Raw genomic sequence first — 18667 nt, 5'->3', positions numbered from 1 at the left:
GGGCGCGCCCGACTGCGCCGAAGTTACGGCCAAGGATGGGTCCGCGAGGTGCTGCGACGTCAAATACCCCAGTTGGGTAGAATTGATGTTTTGCCTAGCGCCTGTGAGGTATTTTTTGTGTCAGTAGCGAGAACAGCGGTTGCAGCCGGACCGCCTTCCGGAGCCGATGCCAAGAGCCGGAAACCAACGTTCCGGCCGGAGGTCCAAGGGCTCCGGGCCCTCGCCGTCCTGATGGTGGTTGCGTACCACGTCTGGCTGGGCCGGGTGTCCGGCGGGGTGGACATTTTCCTGCTGATTTCGGCTTTCCTGCTCACGCTTTCCTTTGTCCGGAAAGCGGAATCAGGGCGCCCCTTCGGGCTCCTGGGACATTGGCTGCACCTGTTCAAACGGCTGCTGCCGGCCGCCGTTGTGGTCATTCTCGGTATCCTCGCCGGGACGTGGCTGATCCTGCCGCAGAGCCGCTGGCCACAGGTGCTGGACCAGGCCTGGGCGTCGCTGCTGTACAACCAGAACTGGCTGCTCGCTGATACCGCTGTGGACTACTACGCCCAGGACCATGCCGGCGCCAGCCCGCTCCAGCACTTCTGGTCGCTGTCCATCCAGGGCCAGGTGTTCATCCTGTGGCCGCTGATCTTCGCCGGCACCGCGGCGCTGCTGGCGCTGGCGCGCCGCGTCCCGGCACTTAACAGGGCGAACTACCGGGGGCTGCTGGCGCTGGTTTTCGGCACGGTCTTCGCCTTTTCGCTGGCCTATTCCGTGGAGCAGACTGCCACCAACCAGGCGTACGCCTACTTTGACACCAGGGCCCGGCTCTGGGAGTTCGCACTGGGGTCACTCCTGGCACTTGCGCTGCCCTACCTCAAGCCTGCCCGGGCCCTGCGGGTCATACTGGGCTGGGCGGGGCTGGCGGCCATGGTCTCCTGCGGCCTGCTGCTGACCGTGGACCGGTCCTTCCCCGGGTACGTCGCGCTGTGGCCCACCCTCGCCGCGGCTGCGATCATCGTTGCGGGACAATCCGGCAGCCGTTACGGTGTGGACACGTTCCTGGGCAGCAAACCCATGGTGGCGCTGGGGGATAACTCCTATGCACTGTACCTCTGGCACTGGCCCGTCCTGGTTCTTGCGCTCGCCGCCACCGGCGTGGACGCACCCAACCTGGCCCAGGGACTGGGCATCGTCGGCGCATCGGTCGTCCTCGCTGTCCTGACCACCCGGTTCGTTGAAAAGCCGCTCCGCGACTGGCACTGGCCCAAACGCCGGGCCTGGCGCACCGCCGTCGTCATTGTTGCCTGTGGGGCCATCCTCGCCGGTCCCGTGGCCGTCTGGCAGACCACGCTCACCGCAGAGGAAAGCGCGACGGCGGCCCAGCCGCGCGAGCTCACGCCCGGGGCGGCGGCCCTGAACCCGGAGCACGCCCCGGTGCCCGATCCTGACGCCAAGATCATTCCGGGGCCGGCCGCGCTGGACAACGACTGGGCCGGCATCCATGCCCCCTGCACCGGAGCCAATGCCACCAGCGACCCCATCCTCGAAGGATGCCGGCAGGAGGTTCCGGAAGGGGAGGTCACCAAACGCATTGTGGTCCTTGGCGACTCCCACTCCCAGCAGTACCTGGGTGCGCTGGCGCCCATTGCCGCAGCGCGGGGCTGGGAACTGGTGACGCTGCTGATGCCGGCGTGCCGCTTTGGCGCCGAGTCGGTGGAAAGGAACGCGGAATGCAATGCCTACAACCAGGCCAGCGCCGCCTACGTCCTGGAACACAAGCCCGACGCAGTGTTCACGGTGGCGTCACTGACCCATGAGGAAGCCCCGTTCGAAACCGAAGTCCCGGGTTACCTGGAGGGCGTCCGGCCGTTTGCTGACGCCGGGATCGAGATTATCGGCATCCGGGACAACCCCCGCTTTACGTTCAACATGCCCGAGTGCATCCAGCGCAACGGCCCGGACGCCCCGGAATGCAGCGTGTCCCTAGAAGAATCACTGGTGGACCCCTCTCCGCTCGAAAACTACTCGGGCCAGGTTGAGGGGCTGCACCTTATGGATCTGAGCGACTTCATCTGTGCCCGCGGCATCTGCCCGGGCGTGGTGGGAAATGTGTACGTCTACAAGGACGACAACCACCTCACCCGGACCTACGTGGAAACCATGATCCCCATGTTCGAACAACGGCTCCTGGCCGCGACCGGCTGGAACTGACGGCTCTACAGCATCCCGCTGTGGGGCTGCCGTTGGTGTGGTTGCTCACATTGCCGGCATGGAATAGGGGGATCGGCGCCGAGGTTCTAATATTTACTCAACACTTTCTGAACCCGGGGCGCCGCACGCAGCGGTGGTCCCGATCTTCTGCACAGGCCAGTCCCGTAATGACGGGCTGGTCATCGGCTGCAACCCCTACCCGCACAGCAACCATGGTAAGAGGCGCATTCATGACCGAGCCCGAACACAACCCCTTTGGCTTCATCGGCCTGACATATGACGACGTCCTGCTCCTGCCGGGCCACACCGAGGTCATCCCTTCCGAAGCGGATACCTCCTCCCGGATCTCCAAGCGCATCACTGTGCAGACCCCCTTGCTGTCCGCAGCCATGGACACCGTGACGGAGTCCCGGATGGCCATCGCCATGGCCCGCCAGGGCGGCCTGGGCGTGGTGCACCGCAACCTGTCCATCGCCGACCAGGCGGACCAGGTGGACCGCGTCAAGCGCAGCGAGTCCGGCATGATCACCAACCCGCTGACCATCCGGCCCGAGGCAACCCTGCGCGAGCTGGATGACCTCTGCGCCCAGTACCGCGTGTCCGGCCTGCCGGTAGTGGACGAGGACAACCGCCTGCTGGGCATCGTCACCAACCGCGACACCCGCTTTGTGCCCGAATCCGACTTCCCGCTGCGGCTGGTCAGCGACGTCATGACCAAGATGCCCCTGGTCACCGGTCACGTTGGCATCAGCCGCGAGGAAGCCTCGCACAAGCTGGCCACCAACAAGATCGAAAAGCTGCCGCTGGTGGATGAGCAGGGCCGGCTGAAGGGCCTGATCACCACCAAGGACTTCACCAAGGCAGAGCAGTACCCGCTGGCCACGAAGGACGACGAAGGCCGCCTCCGGGTGGGTGCAGCCATCGGCTTCTTCGGGGACGGCTGGGAGCGCGCAATGGCACTGGTTGACGCCGGCGTTGACGCCCTGTTCGTGGACACCGCGAACGGACACTCGCAGGGTGTGCTGGACATGATCCGCCGCCTCAAGTCCGATCCCGTGGCGGCGCACGTTGACATCATCGGCGGCCAGGCCGCCACGCGCGAAGGCGCCCAGGCCCTGATCGAGGCCGGAGCCGACGGCATCAAGGTGGGTGTGGGACCTGGCTCCATCTGCACCACCCGTGTGGTGGCCGGTGTGGGCGTTCCGCAGATCACCGCCATCTACGAGTCCGCGAAGGCAGCTATCCCTGCCGGGGTTCCGCTGATCGCCGACGGCGGCCTGCAGTACTCCGGCGACATCGGCAAGGCGCTCGTGGCCGGTGCCGATACGGTCATGCTCGGCTCCCTCCTGGCGGGCTGCGACGAATCACCGGGCGAGCTGATATTCGTCAACGGCAAGCAGTTCAAGTCCTACCGCGGCATGGGCTCCTTGGGTGCCATGCAGTCCCGGGGCAAGAACACGTCCTACTCCAAGGACCGCTACTTCCAGGCCGACGTCTCGGGTGACGACAAGCTCATCCCCGAGGGCATCGAAGGCCGTGTTGCCTACCGCGGTCCGCTGGCTTCCGTGGCCTACCAGTTGGTGGGCGGCCTGCGCCAGACCATGTTCTACACCGGTGCCCCCACCATCCCCGAGCTGAAGGCCCGCGGCAAGTTTGTCCGGATCACCCCGGCAGGGCTGAAGGAATCGCACCCGCACGACATCCAGATGACCGTCGAGGCGCCGAACTACGGTTCCCGCTGACACCGGTCCACACCACAGCCGGCAGGCCATGGAGTTCGCGCTCCATGGCCTGCCGGCGTTTGTGCCCGGTACTAGGCTGAATCCATGCCCGCACCAAGCCACCCGGTTGAACTGAGCCCTAAGAGGGAACCCCAGCGCCGCCTGGCCCTCCGGCCCTACGCACGCGCTGTAGCCCAGGTCCTCCGGGTGAGCTTCCGCGCCTCCCCGGGCGCGGTGGTCATGAAAGTGCTCGGCTCGCTGATTTCGGCCGTTCTGCCGCTGGTCACCACCTACTTCGCTGCGCTCACCACCACCGCGCTGGCTGCCGCGTACTCCGGTGACGCCGCAGCCGGCCAGCTCGCGATTGTCTACGTCATCATCACCGCCGCCCTGGGTCTTTTCTGGGGTGCCTTCACCAGCGTGGACCGCTACATCCAGCAGCTGATGAGCTTCAAGGTGGGGGCCATCGTGGGCGACCAGATGTACGAGCGGTTCCTTGCCCTCGAGTTCTGGCGCTACGACGACAAAGAAACCGTTGACCTGTACGACCGCGCCAAGCGGTTCTCGGACTCCTATGCCCGGGTATTGGACCGGATCGCGGCGATCTTCACCCAGCTCGTCTCGGTCATCCTGGCCGTCGGAGCACTGCTCCTGGTCAGCTGGTGGATCGCCGTGATTGTCCTGGTGGCCATCGTCCCCAGCGTCTACCTGCAGTTCAAGCTGTCCCGGGAGCAGATAGCGCATTGGAACACGCAGGTGGACTCCCGGCGGCAGCGGCGGATGATCGAACAAAACCTCCTGCGGCCGCAGCACATTGCCGAGATGCGCCTCTACGGCATCGTGGGCTTCCTGATGGACCTCCGCTCCCGCCTCCGCGACGCGGATGAGCGCCGCCGTCTTGATTTCCAGCGCCGGTACATCCCCAAGCAGCTCGCCGCCGATGCCCTGCAATACGGCGCGGAGGTGGTCTCGCTGATCTGGGTGGTGGGGCAGATCATCGCCCGCGCGCAGCCCGTCGGCCAGTTCCTCTATGTGCAGCAGATCGTCAGCCGGGCATTGTCCACGGCCAACAACCTGGTGTCCTCCCTCAGCTCCATTGACGAGGACCTGGCGAACCTCAAGGACTACGAACTGTTTATGGCCCTGCCGGTGCATTCCGAGCACGCGCCCCCGCTGCTCGAGCCGCCGAAAACGGTGGAACTGAAGGACATCCGCTTCACCTACACGGGCAGCGACATCGAGGTGATCCGCGGGATCAACCTGACCATCAGCGAGGGCCAGCACATCGCCATCGTGGGGGAGAACGGCGCCGGGAAGTCCACGCTGATCCGGATCCTGGCCGGACTCTACCGCCCCGATTCCGGCCAGGTAATGCTCGACGACGTTGACCTCGCCGCCGTCGACGTCACCTCCTGGCACAGGCACCTCGCGGTGCTGAGCCAGGAGTTCCTCAAGTACGAGTTCGCCACTGCCGCCGAAAATATCTACTTTGGTGATGTTGACTCACCCCGGGACGACGCCCGCATCCGCGTGGCCGCAGCAGATGCGGAGGCGCTGGACTTCATCAACAAGCTGCCCAACGGGCTGGAAAACCACGTCAGCAACTGGATGGAGGATCCGCGCGGACGCAAAGGCAGCGGACTCTCCGGCGGCCAATGGCAGCGGCTGGCCATGGCCCGCAACTTCTACCGGGACGCCTCGTTCATGGTGATGGACGAACCGACATCGGCTATCGATGCCCTCGCCGAGCACCGCATCTTCACCCGTCTCTTTGCGGACCGAAGCAGCACCATCATCGCCATCAGCCACCGCCTTGCCACCATCGAAAAGGCGGACATCGTGTACATGCTGGAGGACGGCAGGATCGTGGAGCAGGGGACCCACAAGGAGCTTGTTGCGCTTCGCGGCCGCTACTTCAGGATGTTCGAGTCGCAACTGAATCTGGAAGAATCCGAAGGGGTCTAGGACTCCACCACGGTGGTGCGCACCCGCGCCAGGCTCGGCTGCGGCGGGACGCTGCTGAAGCCGAAGGTCACCGCCGGCACGATGGGAGTCAGCGCCCCGGCGTCCACCCCCTCCCACTGCACGACGGCGGAACTGATGGTCCGCAGGTCACTCACCCCGTAATACTCGTGCCGGCCGCTCCGGGCGCCTCCGAAGGTACGTGAACCGCCGCTGAGGACGGCGGCAACCGGGCTGATCAGCCGCAGCCAGCGTGGGTGGACGGCGATCGGCCGGGGCACGGCCCGCAGCGCGCTGCCCAGGAGGGGCCTCGGGCCGAGCCGGGCGCGGACAGCCAGGGCCCCGGCGTCGACCGTCAGCAGGTCCCGGGCCAATGTGGTGTTTACCTCCAGCACGCGGACGTCGTCGAAGCAGTACGTGTCGGAGATGAAGCGGGCCACCTCCGCCGTGGGCGCGAGCAGCAAACGGTGCCCGGACGGCTGCTGAACCATTACATCGGAGAACGCGCCGAAGGGGGACGCCTGCCAGACCCCCACGACGGCCCGCAGCCCCGAGGCCGTCCCAAGCCCGGCAATATGACCGTCAAACACCCAGCGCCTGCCCATAGGCCCACTGTAGCCAAGGACAGCACTGCGGCTGGGATAACCTAGTGCAGTGACTTACGAGATCGAGATCGGCCGTGGCAAGCGTGGGCGTCGAGCCTACTCCCTGGATGACATTGCGATTGTCCCCAACCGTCGTACCCGCGACCCCAAGGACGTCTCCGTCTCCTGGCAGATCGACGCCTACCAGTTCAGCATGCCCGTCATCGCGGCTCCCATGGACTCAGCCATGTCCCCGGCCACAGCCATCGCACTGGGCAAGCTCGGCGGCCTCGGCGTCCTTGACCTCGAGGGCCTCTGGACCCGGTATGAGGACCCGCAGCCCGTCCTCGACGAAATCGGTGCCCTGCAGGACGAGACCAACAGCCCCGCCGTGACCGGGCGGATGCAGGAGCTGTACAAGGCCCCCATCCAGCCCGAACTGATCACCTCCCGCCTCGCGGAGATGCGCGCCGCCGGCGTGACCGTGGCCGGTTCACTTACTCCGCAGCGCACGCAGGAGCACTACAAGACCGTGGTGGCCGCGGGCGTCGACATCTTTGTCATCCGCGGAACCACTGTGTCCGCCGAGCACGTGTCCAAGGACCACGAGCCGCTGAACCTCAAGCAGTTCATCTACGAACTGGACGTCCCCGTGATCGTCGGCGGCGCGGCGGGCTACACGCCGGCACTGCACCTGATGCGCACCGGTGCTGCCGGTGTGCTGGTGGGCTTCGGCGGCGGCGCCACCACCACCACCCGCCGTGCCCTGGGTATCCACTCGCCGATGGCCTCGGCAATTTCCGACGTCGCTGCCGCCCGCCGTGACTACATGGACGAGTCCGGCGGCCGCTATGTCCACGTGATCGCCGACGGCGGCATGGGCACCTCCGGCGATATCGTCAAGGCAATTGCCATGGGCGCCGACGCCGTGATGCTGGGCAGCGCGCTCGCCCGGGCCGAAGAGGCGCCCGGCAAGGGCTGGCACTGGGGCCAGGAAGCCCACCACCTCGAACTGCCCCGTGGTGACCGCGCAAACGTCGGCACCGTCGGTCCGCTCGAAGAAGTCCTTTTCGGACCGGGCCACCACACCAACGGAACCTCGAACCTCATCGGCGCACTCCGCCGCTCCATGGCGACCACCGGCTATTCGGACCTGAAGGAATTCCAGCGGGTCGACGTCGTGGTTTCCCCTTACTCAGGGAACTGACGCAAGGCTGCGCCTAATCGCTCCCTGCCGCCCTGCCCAAGCGTGCCGCAACGAAGTAGTGTGGTTTCACAACCGGGACTAGTGGCACTGGAGGCGTTCGATGAAGAGTGTTCCTGCTAACGGCGGGGCCCTGGGCCCCGCAGCCAGGGAAGCAGCCATCCAGCGGCTGCGTGCAACCGCTGAGCCAGGACAGGAACTGGACATCCTGATTGTCGGCGGCGGCATTGTGGGTACCGGCGCGGCCCTTGACGCAGTCACCCGTGGATTGGACGTCGGGATCGTCGAGGCCAACGACTGGGCTGCCGGTACGTCCTCCCGTTCGTCAAAGCTGATCCACGGCGGCCTGCGCTACCTGGAAATGCTCGACTTTGGCCTGGTCAAGGAGGCGTTGCAGGAGCGCGGGCTGCTGCTTTCCGAACTGGCGCCGCACCTGGCCCGGCCGGTGCCGTTCCTGTACCCGCTGACCAGGCCCTTCCTCGAACGTCCCTACGTAGGCGCCGGCATCGCACTATACGACGCCATGTCCATCTCCAGCGGCCACAGCAGGGGAGTGCCGTTCCACAAACACCTCAGCAGGCGGGGTACGCTGCGGGCGGCGCCGAGCCTGAAGGACGATGCGTTTGTGGGCTCCATCCGGTACTACGACGGCCAGGTGGATGACGCGAAATACTGCGCCAACCTCATCCGGACAGCTTCCTACTACGGCGCCCATGCAGTGAACCAGATGGCCGTGGTGGACTTCCTGCGTGAAGGTGAACGCGTGGTGGGGGCCAAAGTGGTCAACCATGAGGACGGAACGCAGTTCAACGTCAGGGCCAAACAGGTCATCAATGCCACCGGGGTCTGGACCGACGAAACCCAGGCCATGGTCACCGAGCGCGGCCAGCTGAAGGTCCGGGCCTCCAAAGGAATCCACCTGGTGGTTCCGCGGGACCGTTTCCAGTCCACCGTAGGCCTGATCCTGCGCACCGAGAAGTCGGTGCTGTTTGTCATTCCCTGGGGGCGGCACTGGATCATCGGCACCACGGACACAGACTGGCACCTGGACAAAGCCCACCCCGCCGCGTCCAGCAAGGACATCGACTACATCCTGGAACACGTCAACAAGGTCCTGAAGCGGCCGCTCACCCGCGAAGACGTGGAAGGCGTGTACGCCGGCCTGCGTCCGCTGCTGGCCGGCGAAAACGACTCCACCGCCAAGCTGTCGCGGGAGCACGTGGTGGCACACCCCGTGCCCGGCCTGGTGGTGGTGGCCGGCGGAAAGTGGACCACCTACCGCGTCATGGCCAAGGACGCAGTGGATGAGGCAACACGGACCATGGACGAGCGGGTACCTCCCAGCTGCACGGAAACCATCCCGCTGCTGGGGGCGAGCGGCTACAAGGCCGCATGGAACCGCCGGAACCGCACGGCGGAGGAATCAGGCGTCCACGTGGCCAGGATTGAACACCTCCTCAACCGTTACGGGTCCCTGACGCCCGAGGTGCTGGCCATCATCGCAGAGAACCCTGCTCTTGCCGAACCCATCCCCGGCGCCGATGACTACCTGCAGGCAGAGGCGGTGTACGCGGCAAGCCACGAAGGCGCCCGCCACGTCAATGACGTTCTGACCCGGCGGACCAGGATTTCCATCGAGGCCTGGGACCGTGGTGTGTCTGCCGTGCCGGTAGTCGCTAAACTGATGGGTGACGTCCTTGGCTGGAGCGACGCCCAACGTGAGAATGAGGTCAGGCACTACATTGCACGGGTGGAGGCGGAACGCCTCAGCCAGCAACAGCCGGACGACGAATCCGCAGACGCCGCCCGCTTGGGTGTGGAAGACATCGTGCCCTTGCGCTGAGGGATTCACGGCACCAGCACTGCTGACTGAAGGGATACGCCTTGGCGGAACCACTTGACCGGTACGATGCCGAACTTACCACCCCGGAAATGGTGATCCTGGAGCTGGAGGCATCGGACAAGGCGGACGCCGCCACCCAGCTCGCAGAACGCCTCTACGCGGCTGGACGGGTATCGGATCTGCCCGGGTTCCTCAAGCATGTCAATGCCCGTGAGCACCAGCTGGCCACCGGGCTCCCCGGCGGAATCGGGTTGCCCCACGCCCGCAGCGAGTTTGTGTCCCGCACCTCGATCGCCGTCGGGATTGCCAAGTACGGCCACGCGCTGGACTTCGGCGCCACTGACGGGCCCGCCACGGTGATCCTCCTGATCGCCACTCCCGCAAGTTCCTTCTCCGACCACCTCGAGGTCCTGGCCACCCTGGCCCGCTCACTCTCCAAGGAGTCTTTCCGCGAATCGCTGCGCCGTGCTTACGACGCAGAAGTGATCGCTGAACTCATCAATTCCAGCCTGGTGTTTTTCGACCACTGACGCCTGGGCCGTTGCATCCATTCCCGCCGGGTCCTGCCGCTGGACAGGATCCCTCCGGCCCCCGGGCGTTTAGTTGTTCTACAGCGGGACGAAGTACGGTTAAGACGTGTGGAAAACAGCCCTCAAACCCCGATGGATCGCAGGTTTCATTTTCGCGATCGCCATTTCCGGGGTCTTCGTGCTGCTCAGCCAATGGCAGTTCGGACGCTCCACCCAGCCGGAGGTGCCGGCCAATCCCGCCACCGAGCAGGTACAGCCACTGACGGAAACGCTTCAGCCGGGCGACTTCTTCCATGGTACCGACGCCGACCAGATGGTCAGCGCGCAGGGGACCTATGACCCGGCCAAGCAGGTCCTGGTCCCGGGCCGCCTGTACGGCGGCAAGACCGGCTACTGGGTAGTCTCCGCCTTCGCCGTCAACGGCGCGCCCACCCTTAGCGGCGTTGCCGCCTCACCCCAGACATGGATCCCCGTCGCGAGGGGATGGGTGGCGGACCCCGCCGATGCCCCGGCCCCGCCGTCGGGCATTATTGAACTCACCGGCAGGCTGCTCCCGTCTGAAGCGCCCGTGGCAGGAAAGGCAGCCGCCCCGGGCGAGGCCACAGCAGTCTCGGTGGCGGAGCTGATCAACTACTGGGAAATCAGCAGCTATCCGGGCTTCGTCGCCGCCACTGCGGAAATCGCCGATGGCGCGGACGTCAGCCCTGCAGCAGTGCCGGGAGACCTCCTTCCCCTGCAGATCGGCCCGCAGCCGCCGGCCCAGCAGATCAACTGGCTCAACCTCTTCTACTCCCTTGAGTGGGTTGTCTTCGCCGGTTTTGCCCTCTTCATCTGGTGGCGGCTGGTCAAGGACGACTACCACCGGGATCTTGAGGAAGACCTCGACGATGACGAGGACGACGCCACCGTCCCCGAAGAAACCCACCCTGAACAGAACCAGCAAAAGGTACAGCCATGATTGATCCGAAACCGGCCACCCCCGCCGCCGCAGGCAGCAACACAGGCAGCAAAACTGCCGGCAAGGCGTCCGGCAAGAAGCGCCGTTTTGGCGGCACCGAAGCGCAGATCCGCTCCGCCCTGAAGTTCTACAAGGTCCTGGCCTACCTCACGGGCGCCATGCTGCTGCTGCTGTGCGCCGAACTGATCGCCCGGTATGGATTTGGGAAGTACCTCTTTGCCGGCGGTACCGACGCCGTCAGCGGCCAGCCGTTCGGCTTTGGTTTCGCGGATGCGGAACCGCAGGGCGTCCTGGGTGGAGTCAACCTCTCCGTCGCCGTCCTCATTGTCCACGGCTGGATGTACGTGGTGTACCTCATTTCAAACTTCCGGCTCTGGGCCCTCATGCGCTGGCCGTTCCTGAAGCTGATCCTGCTGGCACTGGGCGGGGTGGTTCCGTTCCTGTCCTTCATTGTGGAGAAGAAGTTCCACGCCGAGGTGGACGCTGAGCTCGCGGCCAACCCCCAGGCGCCGCAGAGGTACTGAGCAGCCGCTGGAAGTGGGGAGTTCGCTCCGTCACAGCGCAGCTTCTCAAGGTGCGCCGGTGCAACGGCGCCCAGTAGGCTAGTACGGTGACTACTCCCACTGCATCCCAGACTTCCCAGAAGCCGGTGCTGGTTGTTGACTACGGTGCCCAGTACGCGCAGCTGATTGCCCGCCGCGTCCGGGAAGCGAATGTGTATTCGGAAGTGGTTCCGCATACCTACACAACCGAGCAGCTCCTGGCCAAGAACCCCGCCGCCATCATCCTTTCCGGCGGCCCTTCCAGCGTCTACGCTGACGGCGCCCCCAGCGTCGGTGCCGACCTTTTTGAGGCCGGTGTTCCCGTCTTTGGCATCTGCTACGGCTTCCAGGCGATGGCCAACGCCCTGGGCGGCAAGGTGGACAAGACCGGGCTGCGGGAGTACGGGTCCACGGAAACCACCCTTCTCGGCGAAGGCCGCTCGGTCCTGGAGGGCATGCCCCAACACCAGAACACGTGGATGAGCCACGGTGACTCCGTCCACGAGGCTCCTGACGGCTTTGAAGTCCTGGCGACGACGGCGGGTGCTGAAGTAGCTGCCTTCGCCAACGAGGAGAAGGGCCTGTTCGGTGTCCAGTGGCACCCCGAGGTCAAACACTCCGCCTACGGCCAGCAGGTCCTGGAGAACTTCCTCTTCAAGGGCGCCAAGCTGGAACCGAACTGGACCACGGGCAACATCCTCGAGGAGCAGGTGGAGCGCATCCGCAAGCAGATCGGCGATGCCAGGGTCATCTGCGGCCTCTCCGGCGGCGTGGACTCCGCCGTCGCCGCTGCCCTTGTCCAGCGTGCCGTTGGCGACCAGCTCACCTGTGTCTTCGTGGACCACGGCCTGCTGCGCGAAGGCGAAGCGGAACAGGTGGAACGCGACTTCGTCGCCGCCACCGGCGTGAAGCTCTACGTGGCCAACGAGCAGGAACGCTTCCTCTCAGCCCTCGCCGGTGTCAGCGATCCGGAAACCAAGCGCAAGATCATCGGCCGCGAATTTATTCGCGCCTTCGAAGAGGCAGAACTTGCCATCATCGCCGAGGCTGCCGCCCATGGCGAGAAGATCAAGTTCCTGGTCCAGGGGACGCTGTATCCGGACGTCGTCGAATCCGGCGGCGGCGAAGGTGCCGCGAACATCAAGAGCCACCACAACGTTGGCGGCCTGCCCGAGGACCTGCAGTTCGAGCTCGTAGAGCCGCTGCGCGCCCTCTTCAAGGACGAGGTCCGCGCCGTCGGTGCCCAGCTTGGACTGCCGCAGGAGATCGTGGGCCGCCAGCCCTTCCCCGGACCGGGCCTCGGAATCCGCATCGTCGGTGAAGTCACCAAGGACCGCCTGGACCTGCTGCGCAAAGCTGACGCGATTGCCCGGGCCGAGCTCACCGCCGCCGGGCTGGACAACGAAGTCTGGCAGATGCCGGTGGTCCTGCTCGCCGACGTCCGCAGCGTGGGCGTCATGGGCGACGGCCGCACCTACGGCCACCCCATCGTGCTCCGTCCCGTCTCCTCGGAGGACGCCATGACGGCCGACTGGTCCCGCTTGCCGTATGAGCTCCTCGCCAGGATCTCCAACCGCATCACCAACGAGGTGGAGGGTGTCAACCGCGTGGTGCTTGACGTGACCAGCAAGCCGCCGGGAACCATCGAGTGGGAATAGCATCATGAGTGGCCGGCCTCCGATGAAGGAGGCCGGCCACTGCTGTTTCCATTTCCGAAAACTCCGCAATTTAGCCTGCTCCAGTGTTGCGGTCTCTCAGTCCGGGCATCGAAGCGGCTACGCTCGAATCTATGCCGGTATGGTCCAGGGCGTCACGCGCGAGCGCAGAAAAGAAGGCAGTAGTGTCAGTTGGTCAAGGCCACCCGGAAGGCTCCGAGGAGCTCCGTAAATGGTTGTCCGGGCTCAAGCCCGTCACCGGGGCGGATACGATGCTGCGCTTCACCAAGACCCCCGAAGGCTCCATCGACCTGACGCATGCGCACCCGTCCGGCCTCGCCCAGCTTATGGCCGGGCGGAAGACCAGGCTTTCCACGCTGATCCGGGACCGCCAGCAGTACGTCGTCGCGGCCAGGGCTTCGCGCAACATCCGGTCCAAAATTTTCGAGCTCGCCAATGACCGCGGCATCGATGCCGGCTATTTCTCGGCGGGCACCGTGGTGTGGACGTCTGCCGTGGGCGGCAAGCCCCAGCGCATCTCGGCCCCCGTCATGCTCACGGCGATTTCGCTCACCGTCCGTCCGGGGGAGGACGACTACGAACTGCAGTTGACCGAGCAGGCCCACATCAACCCGGCCCTGGTGCGGCACCTGAAGAACATCCACGGCATTGTCTTTGACGTCAATGCCGTCACCCGGCTCGCGTACAGCACTGCCCGCTTCGATCCCCAGCCGGTCCTGGACAAACTGGCTGCCCTCATCCGGCCCATCCACGGTGCCGAGGCACAGCACAACCTGCTGGTTTCCACCTTCGCGGACCTTTCCGGGAACCTGGACGACCCGTGGATCAACGACTCCAACCCCCTGGTGTCCGCACTGGCCACCGCAGCAGGCGGAGAAGTGGTGGACGTCGTGGAGCCGGACCCGTCCCGTTTCCCGCCGCTGGACAGCAGGCACCCCAGTGAGGAGATGCTCCTGCTGGACGCGGACATCGACCAGCAGTACGTGATCGACGCTGCCCGCGCCGGTGATTCGCTCGTCGTCAGCAGCCCTCCGGGCACCGGCCAGACCCAAACGGCCATCAATACCATCGGTGCCCTGGTGGACGCCGGAAAAACCGTCCTGGTAGTTGGCGACCGCCGCGCCAGCCTCAACGAAGTGTCCGGGCAGCTCGAAAGCCTGGGCCTCGAATCCATCATGTTCCAGCTCTCCGGGAACGTTACTCCGCAGCAGCTGAAGGGCCAGCTGGTCCGGGCGATCGTTCGCAACGAAAAATCCCTGGAACCCCAGCTGGGGAACCTGCACAACACCCTGACTGAGCACCGCCATGCCTTGATGGACCATGTGGCGTCCCTGCACAACGTCCGCCAGCGCTGGGGCTGCTCGCCCTACCAGGCCATGCAGTCGCTCGCCCAGCTGACGTCGATCCACCCGGCGCCCGCCACCACCGTGCGGCTGAAACGCAGTGTCCTGGACAGCATCCGGGACCGGGATGAGCTTGCCGGCAGGCTCCGGCGCGCCGCGGAGCTGGGCAGCTTCAGCAAGGCGTCCACCACCAGTCCCTGGCATGGCGCACGCCTGCTCACGCGCAAGGAGACTGAGGAAGCCCAGGACCTGGTCCGCTCCGTGGAGAAGAGCCTGCCGGTCCTGCGCGAACGCATGAACGCCGTGGCGCAGCATGCCGAGATCCGGCTGGGCGCTTCCTTCGCCGAATGGGGCGAACAGCTCGATCTCCTGGTCGCCGTACGCGGAAGCCTGGACAAGTTCACCCCCGACATTTTCGATCGGCCGGTCACAGACCTCATCTCGGCTACAGCACCTTCTGCCTGGCGCCGTGAGCGCGGCATCGAGTTGACCGCGATGCAGCGGTCACGGCTGCGCAGGGTGGCCAAGGAATACGTCCGGCCAGGCGTCCATATCGCCGATCTCCACAGCTCCCTGGTCCTGGTCCAGGAACAGCGCGCGCTGTGGGCAGGCTACGCCACCACGCAGCGCCACCCGGCGGTGCCGTCCGGACTTGCCGAGATCAGCGTGATGTACCGCGCCCTGGAACGCGAACTGGCCCAGCTGGGCGAGGCGCTCCGGCACACGGAGGCAGGCGGCTCGCTGTCCACCGTCCCGTATGAAGACCTGATGGAACGGCTCGAGCGGCTCGTGGCGGACACCGACACCCTCAAAACGCTGCCCGAGCGCACCCTCCTGGTGGAGAACATGCGCGAGCACGGGCTGGGGGAGCTCCTGGCTGACCTGGCGGAGCGGGAGGTTCCGGCAGGCTCGGTCGCGGCGGAACTTGAACTCGCCTGGTGGCAGTCGGCGCTGGAAGCCATGATCAGCGGGGACGATTACCTCGCCATGTCCGACGGCGACGCCCTGCGGCAGCTGGAGGCCGAATACCGGCTGGCTGACAATGCGCACATCGCCAGCGGTGCTGCCCGCCTTCGGTGGGACCTGGCGGAACGGTGGCGGGACGGCATCGCAGCCCACCCCCGCCAGGCCGACCTCCTGCGCAGCCTCCTGAAGGACGGCAGGGTGTCCCTGCCAGCGCTGACTGCACAGGCTCCGAACCTGATCGGCACCCTCGTTCCGGTCTGGTCCGTCAGCCCGTACCTGATGACCGGCCTGCTGCCCGCGGAGCAACACTTCGACGCGGTGGTCATCCTGGACGCCGAGGCGACGTCGCTCCAGGCTGTGCTTCCATCCATCGCCCGTGCCCGCCAGGTCATTGCCTTCGGCGACGCCGTGATTGCCAGCCCCCGAACCTTTACCGTGGGCGTAGAACGGCTGGCCGCAGGCGAGACGGCACACCAGCGGGTGGAGAGCGCTTTCAAAGCGCTGTCCGCAGTGCTCCCCGTGTGGCGGCTCAACTTCGTCTACCGCGCGGTGGACGAGGACCTGGTCCTCCAGCTCAGCAAGAACTTTTACGACGGCGCCCTGCGCCGCCTTCCGGAGGGCCAGTCCGCTACCGGCCTGGACCGGTCCCTGCTGGTGGAGTACCTGCCGGACGGCACCGGACTGCCAAGCGCGGACCACGAAGGCGTGGAGTCCGTGGTGGCCGAGGTCAACCGCGTGGTGCAGCTGGTTTTCGAACATGCACGCACCCGTCCCCGCACATCTCTGGCAGTGGTTACGGCCAGCCTCCGCCATGCTGCCCGGATCGGGGAATCCATCCGGCTCCAGCTGCCCAACCACCCGGGCCTGGCCGGATTCTTTGGTGCCGGACCGGAGTCTTTCCGGGTAGTTGACCTGGAACGGGCACAGGGCCTGGTGCGCGACCACGTCATCTTCTCGCCGGGCTTCGGCCGCACCCCGCACGGGCGCGCCCTGCACAACTTCGGTCCGCTCTCCGCTGAAGGGGGCCGGGAAAAATTCGCGCTGGCCATGACCCGGGCACGCCGGTCGATCCACGTGCTGACCTGCTTCCGGCCGGAGGACCTGGACCACACCCGGCTGACGCACGGCGCAGTGGATCTGTATTCACTGCTGGACCGCGAAATTTCGGGGAATACTGATCTGGGAACTCCCGCTTCCCGTGCTGCCGCCAGCGAACAGGCTCTTGGTGCCGATCCCCTGGTCGCTGACCTGGGGGACAGGCTCCGGGCACGCGGCGCGCGGGTTTGGCACCAGTACGACGGCGCAATCGACGTCGTGGCGGCCGCAGATCCGCTGAGCACAATGGGCCAGGACGAGACCGACCTGCCCTGGCCGGTGGCCATCGAGTCCGACGGTACCGAGCAGTACCGCACCATGAGCGTGCGTGAACGGAGCCGGCTGCGTCCGCAGCTGCTGGAGCGCCTGGGGTGGCGGTACATGCCGTTGTGGACCATCGAGGTGTTCACTGACCCGTCAGCCTGCGCAGACCGGATTGCCGCTTACCTGGGCCTTGAACGGGCGGTGCTGCGGGACCGGACGTCAACCTCAACAGGGTTCCTTGACGACGACGTGGACCAGGCGCTCAATGGAATCGACGCCGGAGAACACGCACGCCGCCGGCCGCAGGAGAAGTACCCGGACAGCAAGGAGGCGGTCTCCGTGGCCCCTGAACAAAACACGAACGGCCAGGCGGCCGGGCAGTCCGTCCCTGCCGGCCCGGCTCCCGAAGACGACCAGAGCCAAGACGACCAGGGCCAAGGGGAAGCCAAGGGCCAGGGCGTGACGCAAGGCATTCTGCCCACCAAGGCCGCCGAAGACGACCCGCGGCGCTGGGGCGATGCTGACGACGACCACGACGCCTGGCTGAAGGAACAAAAGCCGCCGCACTGGGGCTGAGTGACCCGGCCGGGGTGACGGGGGTGGCAGGGTTGCCCCGGCTCAGGGCCCAACCAGGACGAAGAACAGTTTGCCTTGGGTGGAGGCCCCCGCCAGCCGGGCAGCCTGCTCTGCGCTTGCCGCCACCACGATAAGCCCGTCCGTCTCGGCGGTGCCCAGCCACTGCCCGCTCTGGCCGCCCTTGCCGGACGTCCAGAGCACCGGCACGGACGCTGCCAGAACCTCGGACGGTGCCTGCTGGTCGAAGCCGTTCGCCGCCGTCAGCACCACGTTGACCAGCTGCCCGGGCGAGACGAGCTGGATGGATGACGGATCCGCCATCCGAAGAGGCACAGCGGCCGAGCCTGGAGGCGTGCCGGCCAGAAGCCCGGGACCGAGCAGTTGGGTGTCCGTCAGGAGCTGGCCCTTGCGCAGGGGAGCGACGAGCTGTTTCCCGGCCAACTCGCTTTCTTCGTCCAGGAAACCCGCGGCCATCATGTGCGGCGGCACCTGCACGTGGGCAAGGTCTGAGGCCGCCATGGCCGAGCCGGCAGGTAAATCCCTTGCGGCAGCCAGGGCTGTGACAGTGTGGACGGGCGCGGGAGTGAGCTGATGGACGGTGATTGCAGCCGCCGCGCAAAGCAGCAAAGCCACAGCGAGCCGGCGGTTCCGGCTCAGCCACCCGCCAAACCGGACCGCTGCCGGCTGGCGACCGGCACGGCCGGAACGGCGGGGCGTGCGCGGATATCGGGAGGCAGCGCGGCCGGGGCGGAGAAGGTTTGCAGGCATGCGCCTACGCTATGGCGACGGGGGTACCCGCAACAGGAGCGCGGTGCGCTATGTGGACAAAGCCGGGGCGGGCCGGCGTCGGACAGTCCTGCTTAGCTGGCTGCAGCAGGCGCCGGAGCAGTCGCGGCAGGTGCCGCTGCGGGAGCGGACGCTGCAGCAGCCGGGGCCGGCGAGACGGTGCTTCCCTTGGAGTCCCGGGAATCGGTGCGGTAGAAACCTGATCCCTTGAAGACGACACCGACGCTGTTGAACTTCTTGCGCAGCGTCCCCTGGCACTCGGGGCACGAGGTCAAAGTACTGTCCGAGAACGACTGGACGATGTCGAAGGCATGGCCGCAATCCTTGCAGGCGTACGCGTACGTTGGCACTGGTGCTCCTCCTCTTGGGCAAACGAGAGGTCCCGTGCTGCCTGGACGGAAGTCCGTTAGCAGTCGCAGGG

General features: G+C 66.1%; 13 protein-coding genes. 10 read left to right on the top strand and 3 right to left on the bottom strand.

Annotated features, from left to right (window positions below; translation table 11 throughout):
• Window positions 1-117 precede the first annotated feature (117 nt).
• The 3 genes from AC5RUQ_RS07650 (at window position 118) to AC5RUQ_RS07640 (ending at window position 5882) form a co-directional block, all read left to right on the top strand.
• Window positions 118-2196 (top strand): acyltransferase family protein, encoded by a 2079-nt coding sequence (locus AC5RUQ_RS07650; RefSeq protein WP_493946740.1) that lies wholly within the window; start codon window positions 118-120, stop codon window positions 2194-2196.
• A 230-nt stretch (window positions 2197-2426) separates the two neighbouring features.
• Window positions 2427-3938 carry an IMP dehydrogenase gene (gene guaB / locus AC5RUQ_RS07645; RefSeq protein WP_493946739.1) on the top strand — a complete coding sequence of 504 codons (1512 nt, stop codon included), beginning with the start codon at window positions 2427-2429 and terminating at the stop codon, window positions 3936-3938.
• Between the two features lie 84 nt (window positions 3939-4022).
• Complete coding sequence (locus AC5RUQ_RS07640) at window positions 4023-5882, top strand: ABC transporter ATP-binding protein (RefSeq protein WP_493946738.1); 1860 nt, start codon at window positions 4023-4025, stop codon at window positions 5880-5882.
• On the opposite strand, the gene AC5RUQ_RS07635 is transcribed toward AC5RUQ_RS07640, so the two are convergent.
• Window positions 5879-6484 carry a hypothetical protein gene (locus AC5RUQ_RS07635; protein WP_493946737.1) on the bottom strand — a complete coding sequence of 202 codons (606 nt, stop codon included), beginning with the start codon at window positions 6482-6484 and terminating at the stop codon, window positions 5879-5881. The genes AC5RUQ_RS07640 and AC5RUQ_RS07635 overlap by 4 nt on opposite strands.
• 49 nt (window positions 6485-6533) lie before the next feature.
• Here AC5RUQ_RS07635 and AC5RUQ_RS07630 point away from each other — a divergent pair, with 49 nt between their 5' ends.
• From AC5RUQ_RS07630 to AC5RUQ_RS07600, 7 genes are all read left to right on the top strand, one after another.
• Complete coding sequence (locus tag AC5RUQ_RS07630) at window positions 6534-7670, top strand: GuaB3 family IMP dehydrogenase-related protein (protein WP_493946736.1); 1137 nt, start codon at window positions 6534-6536, stop codon at window positions 7668-7670.
• 100 nt (window positions 7671-7770) lie between these two features.
• On the top strand, window positions 7771-9510 hold the full coding sequence (locus AC5RUQ_RS07625) for a glycerol-3-phosphate dehydrogenase/oxidase (RefSeq protein ID WP_493946735.1): 1740 nt from the start codon (window positions 7771-7773) through the stop codon (window positions 9508-9510).
• A 41-nt stretch (window positions 9511-9551) separates the two neighbouring features.
• The gene (locus tag AC5RUQ_RS07620) at window positions 9552-10040 is read left to right on the top strand and encodes a PTS sugar transporter subunit IIA (RefSeq protein WP_493946734.1); all 489 of its coding nucleotides are present in this window, start codon (window positions 9552-9554) and stop codon (window positions 10038-10040) included.
• A gap of 106 nt (window positions 10041-10146) precedes the next feature.
• Entirely contained in the window at window positions 10147-10998 is an 852-nt protein-coding gene (locus AC5RUQ_RS07615) for an SURF1 family protein (RefSeq protein ID WP_493946733.1), read from the top strand.
• Window positions 10995-11522: a DUF3817 domain-containing protein gene (locus AC5RUQ_RS07610; RefSeq protein WP_493946732.1), complete on the top strand. Its 528-nt coding sequence runs from the start codon at window positions 10995-10997 to the stop codon at window positions 11520-11522. The genes AC5RUQ_RS07615 and AC5RUQ_RS07610 overlap by 4 nt, the downstream gene beginning before the upstream one ends.
• An 86-nt stretch (window positions 11523-11608) precedes the next feature.
• Window positions 11609-13198 (top strand): glutamine-hydrolyzing GMP synthase, encoded by a 1590-nt coding sequence (gene guaA, locus AC5RUQ_RS07605; RefSeq protein ID WP_163162059.1) that lies wholly within the window; start codon window positions 11609-11611, stop codon window positions 13196-13198.
• Between the two features lie 131 nt (window positions 13199-13329).
• Window positions 13330-17460: an AAA family ATPase gene (locus AC5RUQ_RS07600; RefSeq protein ID WP_493947185.1), complete on the top strand. Its 4131-nt coding sequence runs from the start codon at window positions 13330-13332 to the stop codon at window positions 17458-17460.
• Window positions 17461-17502: 42 nt separating this feature from the next.
• On the opposite strand, the gene AC5RUQ_RS07595 is transcribed toward AC5RUQ_RS07600, so the two are convergent.
• Entirely contained in the window at window positions 17503-18228 is a 726-nt protein-coding gene (locus AC5RUQ_RS07595; protein ID WP_493946731.1) for an RcpC/CpaB family pilus assembly protein, read from the bottom strand.
• Window positions 18229-18320: 92 nt separating this feature from the next.
• A complete protein-coding gene (locus tag AC5RUQ_RS07590) occupies window positions 18321-18596 on the bottom strand; it encodes an FmdB family zinc ribbon protein (protein WP_493946730.1) in 276 nt (91 codons plus the stop codon).
• Between the last annotated feature and the right edge of the window lie 71 nt (window positions 18597-18667).

It is taken from the genome of Arthrobacter sp. MDT2-3 (assembly GCF_059090465.1).
This window is presented reverse-complemented; position numbering and strand designations above follow the sequence as displayed.

Excerpts from the sequence above, each read along its gene's own strand:
- AC5RUQ_RS07635 (WP_493946737.1), bottom strand. The coding sequence starts at position 6,484 with ATGGGCAGGCGCTGGGTGTTTGACGGTCATATTGCCGGGCTTGGGACG.
- AC5RUQ_RS07640 (WP_493946738.1), top strand. The coding sequence starts at position 4,023 with ATGCCCGCACCAAGCCACCCGGTTGAACTGAGCCCTAAGAGGGAACCC.
- AC5RUQ_RS07610 (WP_493946732.1), top strand. The coding sequence starts at position 10,995 with ATGATTGATCCGAAACCGGCCACCCCCGCCGCCGCAGGCAGCAACACA.
- AC5RUQ_RS07595 (WP_493946731.1), bottom strand. The coding sequence starts at position 18,228 with ATGCCTGCAAACCTTCTCCGCCCCGGCCGCGCTGCCTCCCGATATCCG.
- AC5RUQ_RS07625 (WP_493946735.1), top strand. The coding sequence starts at position 7,771 with ATGAAGAGTGTTCCTGCTAACGGCGGGGCCCTGGGCCCCGCAGCCAGG.
- AC5RUQ_RS07600 (WP_493947185.1), top strand. The coding sequence starts at position 13,330 with ATGCCGGTATGGTCCAGGGCGTCACGCGCGAGCGCAGAAAAGAAGGCA.
- guaB (WP_493946739.1), top strand. The coding sequence starts at position 2,427 with ATGACCGAGCCCGAACACAACCCCTTTGGCTTCATCGGCCTGACATAT.